The following is a 15,522-nucleotide window of genomic DNA, read 5'->3' as shown; positions in this document are numbered from 1 at the left end:
GGATTGTCCTACTGGTGCAACGATCCTTCACGGCCGGACGGCTTTTTCCGGAACGCCGAACAACGAAGAATGCTTCCAACGCGGGCGCCGACGGCTCCCGCTCCTCCATCAAGGAAGCCATCATGACGACGATTCTCCAGATCAACTCCGCAGCCCGCTCGCAAGGCGCTCAATCGACGCTGCTCGCCGACGAACTCACCGCGAAGCTGCAACAAAGCAATCCGGGCGCGAACGTGGTCGTCCGCAATCTGCTCGCCGACCAGCTCACGCACCTCGACGACGCCACGCTCGGCGCGTTCTTCACGCCCGCCGAACAACGCACGCCGGAACAAGTCGCCATCAACGCGAAGAGCGAAGCGCTGATCGACGAACTGCAAGCGGCCGACATCGTGGTGATCGCGGCGCCGCTGTATAACTTCGGCGTGTCGTCGCAACTGAAGGCTTATTTCGACTGGATCGCGCGGGCCGGAATCACGTTCCGCTACACCGCGACCGGCCCCGAAGGCTTGGTGAAGGGCAAGAAGGTGTTCGTGGTGTCGGCGCGTGGCGGCAAGTACGCAGGCACGCCGAACGACTCGCAAACGCCGTATCTCAAGACGTTCTTGGGCTTCCTCGGCATGACGGACGTGAACTTCATCTACGCCGAAGGCTTGGCGATGGGGCCGGAGGCCGCGAGTGCAGCGCTCGCTTCGGCACGCGATTCGATCGCGGCGCTGTAAGGCTTAAGCTCGACGCCGAAGTAAAAGAGCCCGCCCGGTCTTCGGACCGCGGCGGGCTCTTTGCATTGCATTGCGTTGCATTGATGCGGATGTTCAGGCGAGCAACTGTGCCTCGGCGGGCAAGCGCCAGTCGATCGGCTCGCGCCCATGCCGCTTCAGATATTCGTTCGCGGCGACGAAATGCCCGCACCCCAGAAACCCGCGATGCGCCGACAACGGCGACGGATGCGGCGCTTCCAGCACGCAATGCGCCTTTCCCGTGCCGTCGATCAGCGCGCGTTTTGCCTGAGCGTGCGCGCCCCACAACATGAACACGACGCCATCGTGGCGCTCGGCAATTTCGTGGATCAGCGTGTCCGTGCACTGTTCCCAGCCGCGCTTGGCATGGCTTCCCGCTTTATCGCGCTCGACGGTCAGCGACGTGTTGAGCAAGAGCACGCCTTGTTTCGCCCACGAATCGAGGCAGCCGTGAGCAGGCGCGACGATATCCAGACTCGCGGCGATTTCCTTGAAGATGTTGCGCAACGAAGGCGGCGGGCGCACGGGAGCGGGCACGGAGAACGCAAGCCCGTGCGCTTGCGGCGCGCCTTTGTCTTCACCGTGATAAGGGTCCTGACCGAGAATCACCACTTTGACCTCGCCAGGACTGGTGAGGCGCAATGCGCGGAAAACATCGGCGGGATAAACGGTCTTGCCGGCGGCGCGCTCGGCATCCACGAAAGCGCACAACGACGCATAGCGCGGACTGTCGATAAATGCTTTTAGATGCCGCCGCCATTCAGCGGGCAGCGCTTCGAACTGGCTTTCGAGCGTGATGAAGCCGCTAGCGTGCGTGCGAGGCTCGTCGAAAAGAGAAGGCTGCTGGTTCATGCTTCGGCGTCGTCTACCGCGCTTTCCGGACGCTCGCGCAGCCGATAACCTCGCTCCGCCTTGCTCAAATCTTCCGGGTCGAGTTCGGGAAACGCGCCGCGCAATTCGGCGGCGAGCGTGGAGAGCGCTTGGGCGTCGCCGGACTTGATTTCGAGTTCCAGCTCGCTGATTTCCGCGTGATGGTTTTCGCCATCCACGTCCGCCGTGATCTTGCCGGCGTCGAGCGCGACTTCGATCTGCGAGCCTTCACGCTCGATGTCCCACACGATGCGCCGGAAGTCCGTGCGAAACAGGGCGATCAGATTCGGCGCGGCGTCCTGCAACGCCTTGCGGGCCGCTTCGTCTTCGCAGGAAACGAGGAGCGCATCGATTTCAAGCGATTCGCCCGCCACCGGCATCTCCCATTCGTGACGACGGCTCAAGCCGGCTTTCGATTCGCCCAGCACCTTGTACGTCTGAAGCCACTGGTCGGGCGTGCGGCGCAGGCGCAATGCGGACTTCGCCTTGGCGAGCGCGCAATCCGGCGTGTCGAAATAGACGTTCGCCAGTTCCATCGGCTTGCCCGCACCGGTGCGCTCGTCGAAAAAGCGCGCCACGTCGTCGTGCTGCGAAGGCGGCAGCGCGAGCTTGATTTCCTGTTCGATGCCCAAAATTCGGTCCCGTCTTTAGAGTCAGAAGAACATTCGCGCGAGTTCCGTGCCCGGATCGTCGGCGCGCATGAACGCTTCGCCGACGAGGAACGTATGCACGTGCATCGCTCGCAGCCGGTCCACGTCGTGGCGCGAGAGAATGCCCGATTCCGTCACCACGATGCGGTCGTCCGGCACCGCTTCGAGCATGCCGATGGTCGTATCGATAGTTGTCTGGAACGTGCGCAGATTGCGATTGTTGATGCCGATGAGCGGCGTTTTCAGCGTGAGCCCGTCTCGCAGTTCGTCGGCGTCGTGCACTTCGACCAGCACCGCGAGTCCGAGCGAATGTGCATAGGCTTCGAGATCTTGCATCTGCGAAAGTTCGAGCGCGGCGGCTATCAGCAGAATGCAGTCGGCGCCCATCGCGCGCGCTTCCATGATCTGATAAGGGTCGACGATAAAGTCTTTGCGCAGCACCGGCAGGCTGCACGCGGCGCGCGCTTCTTCGAGATACGCGACGCTGCCTTTGAAGAACTGCACGTCGGTGAGCACGGAAAGGCACGCGGCGCCGCCTTGCTCGTAGGAGCGTGCAATTTCGCCCGGCACGAAGTGCTCGCGCAGCACGCCTTTGGAAGGGCTCGCCTTCTTCACTTCCGCAATGACCGCGGCCCGGCCTTCAGCATGCTTCGCACGCAGCGCGCCGACGAAATCGCGCAAGTCGCGCGCGCTCGCTTCGAGCCTGAGTTCTTCGAGCGGCGCGCTTTGTTCGGCGGCGCGAATTTCCTCGCGCTTCACCGCGATGATGCGATCCAGAATGTCGCTCATGGTGATGTCCGTTATTTGGTGAATTGCTGCGTGAAGCGCACGAGAGCTTCGACCTTTTCGCGCGCCGCGCCGCTGGCGATGGCTTCGCGCGCGGCGGCCATGCCCTCGGCGATCGAATCGACGATGTCGGCCGCGTAGAGCGCCGCGCCCGCGTTCAGCGTGACGATCTCGCGCGCCACACCCGCCTTGTTGTTCAGCGCGCCGAGCAGCATGGTTTTCGATTCCTGCGCGTCCTGCACTTTCAGCGAGCGGTTCGAGACCATTTGAAGACCGAAGTCTTCGGGATGAATCTCGTACTCGTTCACTTCGCCGTTCTTCAATTCGCCGACCTTGGTCGCGGCGCCGAGCGACACTTCGTCCATCCCGTCCTTGCCGTACACGACAAGCACGTGGTTTGCGCCGAGCCGCTGCATCACACGAACCTGGATGCCGACGAGGTCTTCATGGAACACGCCCTGCAGCTGATTCGGCGCGCCCGCCGGGTTGGTCAGCGGCCCGAGAATATTGAAGATGGTCCGCACGCCGAGTTCGCGGCGCACGGGCGCGATGTTCTTCATTGCCGGATGATGGTTCGGCGCGAACATGAAGCCCATGCCGGTTTCGGCAATCGAGGCGGCGACTTGTTCCGGCGTTAGATCGATATTCACGCCGAGTGCTTCGAGTACGTCCGCGCTGCCCGACTTGCTCGACACGCCGCGATTGCCGTGCTTCGCGACCTTAGCGCCGGCGGCGGCGGAAACGAACATCGATGCCGTGGAAATGTTGAAAGTGTGCGAGCCGTCGCCGCCCGTGCCGACGATATCGACGAAATGGGAGTTGTCCGCCACCTCGACGTGATTGGCGAACTCGCGCATGACAGTCGCGGCGGCCGCGATCTCGCCGATGGTTTCCTTCTTCACGCGCAAGCCGGTGATGATCGCAGCGGCCATCACCGGCGACATCTCGCCGCGCATGATGGTGCGCATGAGATGCAGCATTTCGTCGTGAAAGATTTCGCGATGCTCGATCGTGCGTTGCAGCGCTTCTTGTGCGGTGATCGTCATGGCAGTCACGCTCGCTTTCCCGATGCCGTGTTTTTCACGAAGTTTTCGAGCAGCGCGTGACCATGCTCGGAAAGAATGGATTCCGGATGGAACTGCACACCTTCCACTTCGAGTTCCCGGTGGCGCACGCCCATGATTTCACCATCAGGCGTCCATGCGGACACTTCGAGACAGTCGGGCAAAGACTCGCGTTCAATCGCCAGCGAGTGATAGCGCGTGACGTTGAAGTGTTTTGGCAGGTCGGAGAACACGCCTTTACAGTCGGTTTCGATCGCGCTCACCTTGCCGTGCATGATGGTCTGCGCGCGCACCACGCGTCCGCCGAACGCTTCGCCAATGGCCTGATGGCCGAGGCACACGCCGAGAATGGGCAGCTTGCCGGAGAACTCGCGCAGTACGTCGAGCGTGATGCCCGCGTGCTGCGGATTGCTTGGTCCCGGCGACAGGCAGATGCGTGCAGGATTGAGCTTGGCGATTTCATCGAGCGAGATTTCGTCGTTGCGAAACGTCTGCACGTCCTCGCCGAGTTCGCCGAAGTACTGGACCAGGTTATAGGTGAACGAGTCGTAGTTGTCGATCATCAGCAGCATGGTCTTTTCTCCTCAGAAGTCGCTGTCGAGGCCATCTTGCACTTGCTCGGCGGCACGCAACACGGCGCGCGCCTTGTTCTCCGTCTCTTGCCATTCGGACTCGGGCACCGAGTCGGCAACGACACCCGCCGCTGCCTGCACATAGAGATTGCCCTTGTGAATGAGGCCGGTGCGAATGGCAATCGCCAGATCCATTTCGCCGCTGAACGACAAATAACCGACCGCGCCGCCATACAAGCCGCGCTTCACGGGTTCGAGTTCGTCGATCAATTCCATCGCGCGCACTTTCGGCGCGCCGGAAAGCGTGCCGGCGGGAAAGGTCGCGCGCAATACGTCGAAGTTGCTCATGCCGGGCTTCAACGTGCCTTCGACCGAACTCACGATGTGCTGAACGTGCGAATACTTTTCGATGATCATCTTGTCCGTCACCGAAACCGAGCCGGTCTGCGCAATACGGCCCACGTCGTTGCGCGCGAGGTCGATCAGCATCACGTGCTCGGCGACTTCCTTCGGATCGTTCAGCAGTTCGGTGGCGAGTTCGGCGTCGCGCTCGGGCGTGTTGCCGCGCGGTCGCGTGCCGGCAAGCGGACGTATGGTCACGATGCGCTCGCCCGCGCGCTGTTCCTGACGCACGAGAATTTCCGGCGATGCGCCGACCACGTGAACGTCGCCGCCAAAGTTGTAGTAGTACATGTACGGCGACGGATTGAGCGAACGCAGCGCGCGATACAGCGAGAGCGGGTTGTCGCGGAACGGCTTGACGAGCCGCTGGCCGACTTGCACCTGCATTAGTTCGCCCGCCGCGATGTATTCCTTCGCGCGTCGCACGGCGTTCAGATAATCCTCTTTAGCGAACTCGCGGAACGTTTCGGTGCGCACACTCGCCGACGTCACGGGCGGCTGGACGGTAGCACGCAGACGCGCCCGCAGTTCGCGCAGCCGATGCTTCGCCTTGGCATACGCCTCGGCCTTGGTGGGATCGGCATAGACGATCAGGTAGAGCTTGCCCGCGAGGTTGTCGATGACCGCGACTTCCTCGGTCAGCAGCAGCTGAATGTCCGGCAGGCCGAGATCGTCGTGCGGCGCCGTATGCGCGAGCTTTTTCTCGATATAGCGCACCGCGTCGTAACCGAAGTAGCCTGCCAGGCCGCCGCAGAAGCGCGGCAAACCAGGACGCATGGCAACCTTGAAACGCTTCTGGAAGCGTTCGATGAACGCGAGCGGATCGCCTTCATCGGTCTCGGTGACGTTGCCGTCGGTCACGACTTGCGACACGCCGTTCTGTACGCGCACCACCGTGCGCGCCGGCAGGCCGATGAACGAATAGCGCCCGAAGCGCTCGCCGCCCACGACGGATTCCAGCAGGAACGAGTTGGCGCCATTGCGCTCGGACTGCGCGAGCTTGAGATAAAGCGACAGGGGCGTTTCGAGATCGGCGAGCGCTTCTGCGATGAGCGGAATGCGGTTATAGCCTTCGTTCGCCAGCGATTGGAATTCGAGTTCGGTCATGTTGCGATCCTTTGCGTGCCGCGCATTCTTTTGATTGAGCGCGGCATCGGGACAAGCGGGGCACTGCGATCGGCCGGTTGTCCATGCTGTCGAACGGTGCGCGACGACACGCGTTTTCGCGGGCGTTTCTCGCAAGGAGAGACGTCTTGAAGAACGACGCGGTTATCGTGCGTTGCGCCGGAATGGTTCCGAAGCAAGCGGTGCGACAAGTCAAAGGAAACGGCGCGGGAATACGCAGCGAAACAAAAAACGGATGCTGAAGCGTGCTCGAACATGATGGCTTCAGCGTACCTCAGGCGAGGTTAGCGCGACCAGCGACGCCAGGGCCAGGCTCCCCGGTCGATGCTGCTCAGACTCCGTTTTCTGTTGAGAAACATGAGATGGACTATTCAGTCAGTGTGGTATTGGGCGGCGCCAGCGTAGTGGAAATGGCCATTGCGGCGGCGCGCAGCGTGGAAACTATACCATCGGATTTCACCGATTGCACATCTTTCCCGTGGTTGTAGCCGTAGGGGACGGTGAGCGTCGCCATGCCCGCGGCGCGGCCCGCGAGAGCGTCGTTTTCGGAGTCGCCGACCGCTACGGTTTCGCGCGGCAGCACGTCGAGCCGCTCGCACGCGGTGAGCATGGGAAGCGGATCGGGTTTCTTCTGCGCGACCGAATCGCCGCCAAGAATGACCTTGAAATACTCGGCAATGCCGAAGTGCGCCAGCAACTCCACCGCAAACCGATGCGGCTTGTTGGTCACACACGCGAGCGCAATGCCGAGTTCGCGCATGGCTTCCAGACCTTCCTTCACTTCGGGAAAGAGTGCCGAGTACTGGCCGTTGATCTTCGCGTATTCGCTTTGATAGATAGCGAGGGCGTCGTCGAATTGCGCGGCGGCTTCGGTGCGCGGCAGGCGCACGGCGAGCACGCTGCGGATCAGATTCTCCGAGCCCTTGCCGACGTAACCCACGACTTCATCGCGCGCGACCGGCTGCTGTTCCAGACCGATGCGCACGAGCATGCCGTTGATCGCGGCGACGAAGTCGTCGGCGGTATCGACCATGGTGCCGTCGAGATCGATGATGGCCGCACGGATCGGTCGCGCGGGTCGTATCGAAAAGGTGGTGAGTTCGCTCACTGCGCGTTCCCCACTTTGGCAAGTTCGGCGCGCATGGCGTCGATTACTTGCTTGTAGTCGTGCTTGCCGAAGATGGCCGAGCCCGCGACGAAGCTGTCCGCGCCCGCCGCCGCGATCTCGCCGATGTTCTCCACCTTCACGCCGCCATCCACTTCGAGATGAATATCGCGGCCCGTTCGCTCGCGGTAAGCGTCGATACGCGTGCGCGCTTCGCGAATCTTGTTCAACGCTTCAGGAATGAACGACTGTCCGCCAAAGCCGGGGTTCACCGACATGATGAGCACGAGATCGACCTTGTCCATCACGTGATCCAGATAAATGAGCGGCGTGGCCGGATTGAACACGAGGCCCGCCTTGCAGCCGTGATCGCGAATGAGCGACAAGGTCCGGTCGATATGATCCGAACCTTCCGGATGGAAACTGATCTGATTAGCTCCGGCTTTTGCAAAGTCCGGCACGATACGGTCGACCGGGCGCACCATCAAATGCACGTCGATGGGCACGTCCACATGCGGGCGAAGCGCCTCGCACACCACCGGGCCGATCGTCAGGTTCGGCACATAATGGTTGTCCATCACGTCGAAGTGAACCCAGTCGGCGCCGGCCGCGACGACGTTACGGACTTCTTCGCCAAGGCGCGAGAAGTCGGCGGACAGGATGCTAGGAGCGATATGGAATTGCTTCATGGACGTGTGGAGTGAGTTGGCCCGCGTCCGGCGAAAGCATTGCCGGATTAAGGCTCGATGTCTGGAACACCGATTCTAACCCGCGTTTTTTCAGCACGTTACCCGGCTGAACGGCCTAATACGTGCTACTCGGAATGAAATGGCGCGAGTTTTGGATTTGACTCGAGCACGCGATTCGTATTGCGAGTGTGAATTGCATAAAGCAGAATGCTTGACCAGTGGAAGCAAAGCGATGAAACAATGAGGCACCTGCGCGCTAAATGGCGGCGCAGCGACGAATAGAATTGGAACAACGATGAGCCAGTACGAATTCAGCGTCGCGGTCGAGACGCGCTACCTGCCGGACCAGTCAGATCCCGACAACCGTCAATACGCGTTCGCCTACACGTTGACGATCCGTAACACGGGTCAGGTCACCGCTCAACTGATCTCGCGTCACTGGATCATCACCGATAGCGACGATCACGTGCAGGAAGTAAAAGGGCTCGGCGTGGTCGGGCATCAGCCGCTTCTGCCGCCGGGCGAGCGTTTCGAATATACGAGCTGGGCCGTCATCGCGACGCCCGTGGGCACGATGCGCGGCTCCTATTTTTGCGTGGCGGAAGATGGCGAGCGCTTCGAAGCGCCGGTCGCGGAGTTCGCGCTGCACATGCCGCGCACCCTGCATTGAACGCGGAGTTTTAGTGGCAATCAGCGGCGCTTCGCAGCGTCGTTTTGGCGGTTCTGGTGTTTCTTCTTGCCCGAATTCGTCCACACGACGATAAAAATCAGCAAGCCGAGCGCAACCAGCGCCTCGAGCCCGAAAACCAGCATTGGATATTCGTCGAACAGATCAGACATGGCGGTTCCCATCAAGAACGAGCATTGTATGCGTTTCACGCGGTCAGCCGCGCGCGTGGCGGCGCTGGCCGCATCGATTGCAACCGCGGTCCTCGTCGCCTCGTGCGGAGGCGGCTCTTATACGAAGCCAGGCGCGAATGCACCGACTGGCGTGCCGATCATCACGGGACAGCGCGCGGCTTCGCGTCTTTCGCCGGTGAGCTGGCAGCAAGTGCCGGGCTGGCAGGACGATTCACTCATCGGCGCGACGGCCGCGCTGCGTCAGAACTGCAGCCGTCTCGCGCGTCAGGCGCCGTGGCAGCGAGCATGCGCGGCGGCACAGCAGCTCGACGATCTGGACATGTCGGCGGCGCGCAGCTTCTTCGAGAGCTACTTCACGCCTTATCAGCTCGCGAATACCGACGGCACGCTCGACGGCCTCGTAACCGGCTACTACGAGCCGTTGTTGCGCGGCGCGCGTACGCGGCACGGCATCTATCAGTACGCGCTTTATCGATGGCCGTATCGCTATAAGCAAGGCTCGGCGTTGCCTGCGCGCGCGCAGCTCGAACGTTCGGGCGCGTTGACTGGCAACGAACTCGTCTGGGTCGACGACCCGATCGAAGCGTTCTTCCTGCAGGTTCAGGGTTCGGGACGCGTCGTCATGGAAGACGGAAGCGTGATGCGCGTTGGCTTCGGCGGCACGAACAACCAGCCGTATCGGTCGATCGGCAAGGAGTTGCTCGATCGCGGCGAAATCACGCCGGTGCAGGCGACCATGCAGGGCATCAAGGCGTGGGCGAAGGCGAACCCCGCGCGCGTCGATGCGCTCCTCGACGTGAATCCGCGCTTCGTGTTTTTCCGCGAGATGCCGTCGGCCGACGTGGTGTCCGCGAGTCTCGGCGACGGCCCGGTTGGCGCCTTGGGGGTGCCGCTGACGCCCGAACGTTCGATCGCCGTGGATCCGTCCGCGATCCCGCTCGGCACGCCAGTGTTCCTCCAGACCACGCGCCCGCTCAGCAATCAGCCGATGAACCGCCTCGTCTTCGCTCAAGACACCGGCAGCGCAATCAAGGGCGGCGTGCGCGCCGACTACTTCTGGGGCCTGGGCGACGATGCCGGCGATCTTGCCGGCCGCATGAAGCAGGGCGGCCGGATGTGGCTCTTGCTGCCGAATTCCTAGCGGGCGCGTTTGTCGACGACGCGTCGCGCCTTGCCCACCGAACGCTCGATGCCGTTCACCGCGAGCACATTCACGATAGCGCTGACGCCGATCAGCGCCTTGATGTCGTAAGTGAGCGCGTCCCTGGCGCCGTCGAGCGCGACGATATCGGGCGCGGATTCGGGGCAAGGCTCGACGTTCAGCGTCAGGACGTCGAGCGGACCTTCCTTCGTCAGTACGATCTGGTAGTGCGGCGCGAGCACGGGGCGCTTGAGCAGCAACTCTTCTATCTGCGTGGGGAACACGTTGACGCCGCGCACGATCATCATGTCGTCCGAGCGGCCGGTGATCTTTTCCATGCGGCGCATCGTGCGCGCGGTGCCCGGCAAAAGCCGTGTGAGATCGCGCGTGCGATAGCGGATGATCGGCAGCGCTTCTTTCGTCAACGAGGTGAAGACGAGTTCGCCGAATTCGCCATCCGGTAACACTTCGCCCGTTTCCGGGTCGATGATCTCGGGATAAAAATGGTCTTCCCAGATCGTCGGGCCGTCCTTGGTTTCCGCGCACTCCGAAGCCACGCCTGGCCCCATCACTTCCGAAAGCCCGTAGATGTCGACCGCGTCGATACCCATGCGCGCCTCGATCGCGCGACGCATGTCGTTCGTCCACGGCTCCGCCCCGAAGATGCCGAGACGCAGCGAGCAACTCGCCGGATCGACGCCTTGCCGCTCGAGTTCATCCGCGATGGAGAGCATGTAGCTCGGCGTCACCATGATGATGTCCGGACGAAAGTCCTGTATCAGTTGCACTTGCTTCTCGGTCTGACCGCCGCCGAAGGGAATTACCGTGAGTCCCGCGCGTTCGGCGCCGTAGTGCGCGCCGAGGCCGCCCGTGAAGAGACCGTAGCCGTAGCTCACGTGGACCTTATCGCCGCGTCGCGCGCCGGCTGCGCGGATCGAGCGCGCCACGAGATTCGCCCAGATGTCGATATCGGACGCCGTGTAACCCACAACAGTCGGCTTCCCGGTCGTGCCGGACGAAGCGTGGATTCGCGAAATTCGCTCTTGCGGCACGGCGAACATGCCGAACGGATAACTGTCACGTAGATCTTTTTTCGTCGTGAACGGGAAGCGGGCGAGATCGGCGAGCGACTGCACGTCCTCCGGGTGTACGTGGGCTGCATCGAACTTGCGCCGATACACCGGCGAGTTCTCATAGGCGTGCTTGAGCGTCCATTTCAGACGGTCGAGTTGCAGCGCCAGAAGTTCGTCGCGGCTCGCCTGTTCTATGGGCTCGAGCGGCAGCGTCGTGGTCATCGTTGTCTCCTTCATGCTCGCCATGCAGCGGGGCCATGTTTGGCGCGTCCGCCTGCTCGGGTCGGTCCAGTCAGACTGGTATGACGTTGCCGCGGATCTGCGCGGACTTGCCGCGAAACATCGCGACCGTTTCGCCTTCGCGGTTGGTCAGGCGAATATCGTAGATGCCGGCGCGGCCGCTCAAAGTCTGCTCGATCGCTTCGGCGGTCAGTCGATCGCCGCCTTGAACCGGACGCAGAAATTCGATCGTACAGCCCGCCGCGACCGTGCTGAGGTTGTACGAATTGCATGCAAAGGCGAATGCGGAATCGGCAAGCGTGAACATCAAGCCGCCATGACAGATCGCGTGGCCGTTCAGGAAGTCGGGGCGCACGTTCATCTGCAGCCGCGCATAGCCAGGCCTGATTTCGACGAGATCAATGCCGAGCGAGCGCGTGCAGGCGTCTGCTTCATACATTGCCTTGGCGGTCGCTTCCGCCAGTTGTTGAGGCGTCACGGGTTTCTCCTTGCGGCTCTCACAGACCTTCGAAGCGCGGTGCGCGCTTTTCCTTGAACGCGGCGACGCCTTCCATGAAGTCGTGGGACGCGCCCAACTCGCGTTGAACATCGCGTTCGAGGTCGAGTTGCTGATCGAACGTGTTGTTGGCGCTCGCGCGAAGCGCCTGCTTGATCGCCGCTATCGCCTTCGTGGGCTGCTGCGCGAGTTGTGCGGCCAGTTGCGTCGCGGCGTCGGTCAAGTCGGCGTCTTCCACCACGCGCCAAACGATGCCCCACGCTTGCGCTTTTTCCGCGCCGAGCTTCTCACCCGTCAGCGCGAGCCCGAGCGCGCGCGCTTCGCCGACACGTCGTGGCAGAAGCCACGTTCCACCTGAGTCGGGCACGAGACCGATCTTCACGAACGCCTGGATAAAGCTGGCCGAGCGCACGGCAATGACCAGATCGCACGCCATCGCCAGATTCGCGCCGGCGCCGGCGGCCGTGCCGTTGACAGCGGCGATGATCGGCAATGGCATTGCCTGAAGACGTCGCACGAGCGGGTTGAAGTGTGCCTCGATCAGCTCGCCGAGATCGGGCGTGGCGCCTTGCGTGAAGTCGAGATCGGCCAGATCCTGACCCGCGCAAAAGCCGCGTCCCGCGCCGGTGATGATGACCGCGCGCGCGTTGCTCGCTTCGACTTCGTTCAACGCGTCGTTCAGCTCGATATGCATCTCGCGGGTAAAGCTGTTCAGCTTGTCGGGACGATTGAGCGTCACCGTTGCGACGCGCGTCGTTGCATCGATATGAAACAGGACGGACTTCCCGGACATGGCGTCTCCTCAATCACCAATCGTTCGAATCGATACTAGCCGTGCGTCCGAGCCCTTGCCATTCGGCCGAATGGCATAGGCCTTTTGCACCGTCGCTTTTGCCTATGCCGTTTGGCTAGCTTCCGCAGTCGCGGCCTTCGGCGCAACATGGACTCTGCTTTGCACGACACGAAAGCGATTGGCGACGTAAGCCGCGTCGGACAGCGCAGCGTTGGCCGCGGGATTCGCGCCCGTGCCATGGAAGTCCGAGTACGCCGCAGTCTGATTGACGAAAACGCCGCCCGTCAGATTGATGGACAGGGCGACGCCGCCGCGAATGGCTGCGTCATAGGCCGCTTCGATCACTGCGTCGTCCGTGCTGTACACGGCGAAGGTCAGCGCGCCGTGTTCTCGCGCGATCGAGCCGGCAAGTTCCAGCGACTGCGCGGTCGAGTCCGTCGCCACGACGAAGGAGATCGGGCCGAACCATTCCTTGGTGAAGCTAGCTTCATCGGCGCGCGCGTCGAGTTTGAGCATGAGGGGCGTATGCACTCGCGCTTCGGGAAAGGCCGGGTGCGCGAGCGTCTGGCTATCGAGGAGAACCGCGCCGAGTTCGCGTGCTTGGGCTACGCGATTGACGACGCCATCGTTTTGAATCGCGCCGGTCAGTTCGACGGCGCGCGCCGGGTCGGAGGTCAGTTTTTCGACGGAAACGGCGAGCGCTTTCGCAACATCGTCGAAGCTCACGTGTCCGTCAGCCGTGCGGATACCCTCACGCGGCACGTAGATGTTTTGAGGCGCCGTGCACATCTGGCCGGAATAGAGCGCGAGCGAAAACGCAATGTTCCGTGCCGCTGCCTTCAGATCGTCCACGGAATCGATGACGATCTGATTGACGCCCGCTTTTTCCGTATAGACCTGCGCCTGATGCGCGTTGCGTTCGAGCCAGGTGCCGTTCTGCGTGCTGCCCGTGAAGTCGATCAGCTTGATTTCGGGCCGCACGGCGAGTTCTTGTACGAGCGGGCCGTCATTCGGAGCGGTGGCGAGCAGCGTGACGACATTCGGATCGAAGCCCGCATCCCGCAGTACTTCGCGCGCGATGCGAACAGTGATTGCAAGCGGCAAGATCGCACCCGGATGCGGTTTGACGATGACCGCGTTGCCGGTCGCGAGATCGGCGAACAGTCCGGGGTAACCGTTCCACGTCGGGAACGTGCAGCAGCCAAGCACGAGGCCCGTGCCGCGCGGAACGATGGTGAAGCGCTTTTGCATCGCGAGCGGCGGATTCTTGCCTTGTGGCTTTTCCCAATGCGCTTCGGAAGGGATTCGGCGCATTTGGTCCCACGCATAGACCACGGCTTCGAGCCCGCGATCCTGCGCGTGCGGGCCACCCGCCTGAAAGGCCATCATGAATGCCTGACCGGTCGTATGCATCACGCTTTGCGCAATTTCGAAGCTCGCGCGGTTCAGTCGCGAAAGAATCTCGAGACTCACGCCGACCCACGCTTTCGGTCCAGCGGCGCGCCACGCAGATTGCGCTTCGGAAGCGGCCCGAATGAGCGCGTCGGGATCAGACTTGGGATACTTGATGCCAAGCCCGATGCCGAACGGCGATCGTTCGTCACCGACCGTCTCTCCCGTCGAGGGCTGGTCGAGCTCGAACGTCTTGCCGAGATGCGCCTTGAACGCGGCTTCGCCATCCGCAGCTGCCGTTTCCCCGTACACTTTGGGGCTCGGCATTTCGGCGAACGGGCTCCAATAGCCGCGTGTCTCGATGGCGGCAAGCGCTTGGTCGAGCGTCGCCTCATGTTTCGTAAAGAGCGGATGTGTCATGGTCGCGAGCAGTAAGAACGGCGGATGGCGGCGGATCGAATAATTAACCGACCGGTTGGTTGGTAATGTTAGCATTATCGAGATAGCGCGAAGCAAGTGATTTCATTAGGGCTTACCTGAGGATCGAAAGGAGGAGTGCATGGCTTACGAGAATCTGTTGGTGGAGACGCGCGGGCGGGTTGGACTGATCACGCTCAATCGGCCGAAGGCGCTCAACGCGCTGAACGACGCGCTGATGGATGAGTTGGGCGCGGCGTTGAAGGCATTCGACGCCGACGAGGATATCGGCGCGATCGTCGTTACCGGCAGCGAGAAGGCGTTCGCAGCGGGCGCGGACATCGGAATGATGGCCGGCTATTCCTATATGGACGCCTACAAGGGCGACTACATCACGCGCAATTGGGAAACCATCCGCTCGATTCGCAAGCCGATCATCGCGGCGGTCGGCGGCTTCGCGCTGGGCGGCGGCTGCGAACTCGCCATGATGTGCGACATCATCATCGCCGCGGATACCGCGAAGTTCGGCCAGCCGGAAATCAAGCTCGGCGTCATCCCGGGTGCGGGCGGCACGCAGCGGCTGACGCGCGCGGTATCGAAGTCAAAAGCGATGGACATGTGCCTGACCGCGCGCATGATGGACGCGAGCGAGGCGGAGCGGGCGGGTTTGGTGTCGCGCGTCGTCGGTGCGGAGCGTCTGATCGATGAGGCCGTCGAGGCCGCGACGATCATCGCTTCTTTCTCGCTGCCAGCGGTCATGATGGCGAAAGAGGCGGTCAATCGCGCCTACGAAACAACATTGGCGGAAGGCGTTCATTTCGAACGTCGCCTGTTCCATTCGCTCTTCGCGACGGAAGATCAAAAGGAAGGCATGGCCGCGTTCGTCGAGAAGCGCAAGCCCGTCTTCAAACACCGTTGAGTTTCTTCTACGCAAAGGGCTTGCGATTCTCGCCGGCGCCCACTAGAATTCCGTTCCTTCGCGATTCGATGAACGCGAAGGAAGCGGGAGGTGGTTTCAGTAGGCGAGGCGGGCAAAGGTGGTATTCGCTCCGAAGCGCGGTGGGCAAGAAAAGAAAGCTTCAAATTCTTGTTGACAGTAACTGAAACGA

The 15,522-nt window shown here is 62.1% G+C and carries 17 protein-coding genes; 4 read left to right on the top strand and 13 right to left on the bottom strand.

Annotated elements, in window-relative coordinates; genetic code table 11:
- The first annotated feature begins 122 nt into the window (after positions 1–122).
- Positions 123–719 (top strand): FMN-dependent NADH-azoreductase, encoded by a 597-nt coding sequence (locus NCT04_RS12755; RefSeq protein WP_250465758.1) that lies wholly within the window; start codon positions 123–125, stop codon positions 717–719.
- Between the two features lie 93 nt (positions 720–812).
- On the opposite strand, the gene NCT04_RS12750 is transcribed toward NCT04_RS12755, so the two are convergent.
- The 8 genes from NCT04_RS12750 to rpe all read right to left on the bottom strand — a co-directional run bounded on the left by NCT04_RS12750 (position 813) and on the right by rpe (position 8,000).
- Positions 813–1,589, bottom strand: coding sequence for a uracil-DNA glycosylase (locus NCT04_RS12750; RefSeq protein WP_250465756.1), 777 nt, complete (start codon positions 1,587–1,589; stop codon positions 813–815).
- Positions 1,586–2,239 (bottom strand): CYTH domain-containing protein, encoded by a 654-nt coding sequence (locus tag NCT04_RS12745; RefSeq protein WP_250465754.1) that lies wholly within the window; start codon positions 2,237–2,239, stop codon positions 1,586–1,588. Before NCT04_RS12745 ends, NCT04_RS12750 begins: the two co-directional genes overlap by 4 nt.
- A gap of 21 nt (positions 2,240–2,260) precedes the next feature.
- Entirely contained in the window at positions 2,261–3,046 is a 786-nt protein-coding gene (gene trpC, locus NCT04_RS12740) for an indole-3-glycerol phosphate synthase TrpC (RefSeq protein WP_250465752.1), read from the bottom strand.
- Between the two features lie 11 nt (positions 3,047–3,057).
- Positions 3,058–4,089 carry an anthranilate phosphoribosyltransferase gene (gene trpD / locus NCT04_RS12735; RefSeq protein ID WP_244826326.1) on the bottom strand — a complete coding sequence of 344 codons (1,032 nt, stop codon included), beginning with the start codon at positions 4,087–4,089 and terminating at the stop codon, positions 3,058–3,060.
- A 5-nt stretch (positions 4,090–4,094) separates the two neighbouring features.
- Positions 4,095–4,679, bottom strand: coding sequence for an aminodeoxychorismate/anthranilate synthase component II (locus NCT04_RS12730; protein ID WP_244826325.1), 585 nt, complete (start codon positions 4,677–4,679; stop codon positions 4,095–4,097).
- Between the two features lie 12 nt (positions 4,680–4,691).
- The gene (gene trpE, locus NCT04_RS12725; protein ID WP_250465751.1) at positions 4,692–6,188 is read right to left on the bottom strand and encodes an anthranilate synthase component I; all 1,497 of its coding nucleotides are present in this window, start codon (positions 6,186–6,188) and stop codon (positions 4,692–4,694) included.
- Between the two features lie 385 nt (positions 6,189–6,573).
- Complete coding sequence (locus NCT04_RS12720) at positions 6,574–7,314, bottom strand: phosphoglycolate phosphatase (RefSeq protein ID WP_244826323.1); 741 nt, start codon at positions 7,312–7,314, stop codon at positions 6,574–6,576.
- Positions 7,311–8,000, bottom strand: a complete 690-nt coding sequence (gene rpe, locus NCT04_RS12715; protein WP_244826322.1) for a ribulose-phosphate 3-epimerase — start codon at positions 7,998–8,000, stop codon at positions 7,311–7,313. Before rpe ends, NCT04_RS12720 begins: the two co-directional genes overlap by 4 nt.
- A gap of 295 nt (positions 8,001–8,295) precedes the next feature.
- On the opposite strand from rpe, the gene apaG reads away from it, so the two are divergent.
- Entirely contained in the window at positions 8,296–8,670 is a 375-nt protein-coding gene (gene apaG / locus NCT04_RS12710; protein ID WP_244826321.1) for a Co2+/Mg2+ efflux facilitator ApaG/CorD, read from the top strand.
- Positions 8,671–8,690: 20 nt separating this feature from the next.
- Here apaG and NCT04_RS34865 read toward each other — a convergent pair whose 3' ends face one another.
- Positions 8,691–8,840 (bottom strand): hypothetical protein, encoded by a 150-nt coding sequence (locus tag NCT04_RS34865; RefSeq protein ID WP_284503192.1) that lies wholly within the window; start codon positions 8,838–8,840, stop codon positions 8,691–8,693.
- Between NCT04_RS34865 and mltA the strand changes: the two genes are divergently transcribed.
- Positions 8,839–10,002, top strand: coding sequence for a murein transglycosylase A (mltA, locus tag NCT04_RS12705; RefSeq protein WP_284503191.1), 1,164 nt, complete (start codon positions 8,839–8,841; stop codon positions 10,000–10,002). The two genes, NCT04_RS34865 and mltA, sit on opposite strands and share 2 nt — an antisense overlap.
- On the opposite strand, the gene paaK is transcribed toward mltA, so the two are convergent.
- The 4 genes from paaK to paaN form a co-directional block, all read right to left on the bottom strand.
- On the bottom strand, positions 9,999–11,297 hold the full coding sequence (gene paaK, locus NCT04_RS12700) for a phenylacetate--CoA ligase PaaK (RefSeq protein ID WP_250465749.1): 1,299 nt from the start codon (positions 11,295–11,297) through the stop codon (positions 9,999–10,001). The genes mltA and paaK overlap by 4 nt on opposite strands.
- A 70-nt stretch (positions 11,298–11,367) precedes the next feature.
- Positions 11,368–11,754: a hydroxyphenylacetyl-CoA thioesterase PaaI gene (gene paaI / locus NCT04_RS12695; RefSeq protein ID WP_250465788.1), complete on the bottom strand. Its 387-nt coding sequence runs from the start codon at positions 11,752–11,754 to the stop codon at positions 11,368–11,370.
- 58 nt (positions 11,755–11,812) lie between these two features.
- Entirely contained in the window at positions 11,813–12,604 is a 792-nt protein-coding gene (gene paaG / locus NCT04_RS12690) for a 2-(1,2-epoxy-1,2-dihydrophenyl)acetyl-CoA isomerase PaaG (protein WP_250465747.1), read from the bottom strand.
- Positions 12,605–12,706: 102 nt separating this feature from the next.
- Positions 12,707–14,416 (bottom strand): phenylacetic acid degradation protein PaaN, encoded by a 1,710-nt coding sequence (paaN, locus tag NCT04_RS12685; protein ID WP_250465745.1) that lies wholly within the window; start codon positions 14,414–14,416, stop codon positions 12,707–12,709.
- Positions 14,417–14,555: 139 nt separating this feature from the next.
- Between paaN and NCT04_RS12680 the strand changes: the two genes are divergently transcribed.
- Complete coding sequence (locus tag NCT04_RS12680; protein ID WP_250465743.1) at positions 14,556–15,332, top strand: enoyl-CoA hydratase; 777 nt, start codon at positions 14,556–14,558, stop codon at positions 15,330–15,332.
- Positions 15,333–15,522 lie beyond the last annotated feature (190 nt).

This window comes from Caballeronia sp. GAFFF2 (assembly GCF_023631485.1).
Classification (GTDB): Bacteria; Pseudomonadota; Gammaproteobacteria; order Burkholderiales; family Burkholderiaceae; genus Caballeronia.
This window is presented reverse-complemented; position numbering and strand designations above follow the sequence as displayed.

Bases quoted from the DNA above. Each gene is read 5' to 3' on its own strand.
- NCT04_RS12755 (WP_250465758.1), top strand. From the start codon at position 123: ATGACGACGATTCTCCAGATCAACTCCGCAGCCCGCTCGCAAGGCGCT.
- mltA (WP_284503191.1), top strand. From the start codon at position 8,839: ATGGCGGTTCCCATCAAGAACGAGCATTGTATGCGTTTCACGCGGTCA.
- trpE (WP_250465751.1), bottom strand. From the start codon at position 6,188: ATGACCGAACTCGAATTCCAATCGCTGGCGAACGAAGGCTATAACCGC.
- rpe (WP_244826322.1), bottom strand. From the start codon at position 8,000: ATGAAGCAATTCCATATCGCTCCTAGCATCCTGTCCGCCGACTTCTCG.
- NCT04_RS34865 (WP_284503192.1), bottom strand. From the start codon at position 8,840: ATGTCTGATCTGTTCGACGAATATCCAATGCTGGTTTTCGGGCTCGAG.
- NCT04_RS12730 (WP_244826325.1), bottom strand. From the start codon at position 4,679: ATGCTGCTGATGATCGACAACTACGACTCGTTCACCTATAACCTGGTC.
- paaI (WP_250465788.1), bottom strand. From the start codon at position 11,754: ATGTATGAAGCAGACGCCTGCACGCGCTCGCTCGGCATTGATCTCGTC.
- trpC (WP_250465752.1), bottom strand. From the start codon at position 3,046: ATGAGCGACATTCTGGATCGCATCATCGCGGTGAAGCGCGAGGAAATT.
- paaG (WP_250465747.1), bottom strand. From the start codon at position 12,604: ATGTCCGGGAAGTCCGTCCTGTTTCATATCGATGCAACGACGCGCGTC.
- paaN (WP_250465745.1), bottom strand. From the start codon at position 14,416: ATGACACATCCGCTCTTTACGAAACATGAGGCGACGCTCGACCAAGCG.
- trpD (WP_244826326.1), bottom strand. From the start codon at position 4,089: ATGACGATCACCGCACAAGAAGCGCTGCAACGCACGATCGAGCATCGC.
- apaG (WP_244826321.1), top strand. From the start codon at position 8,296: ATGAGCCAGTACGAATTCAGCGTCGCGGTCGAGACGCGCTACCTGCCG.
- NCT04_RS12750 (WP_250465756.1), bottom strand. From the start codon at position 1,589: ATGAACCAGCAGCCTTCTCTTTTCGACGAGCCTCGCACGCACGCTAGC.
- paaK (WP_250465749.1), bottom strand. From the start codon at position 11,297: ATGACCACGACGCTGCCGCTCGAGCCCATAGAACAGGCGAGCCGCGAC.
- NCT04_RS12680 (WP_250465743.1), top strand. From the start codon at position 14,556: ATGGCTTACGAGAATCTGTTGGTGGAGACGCGCGGGCGGGTTGGACTG.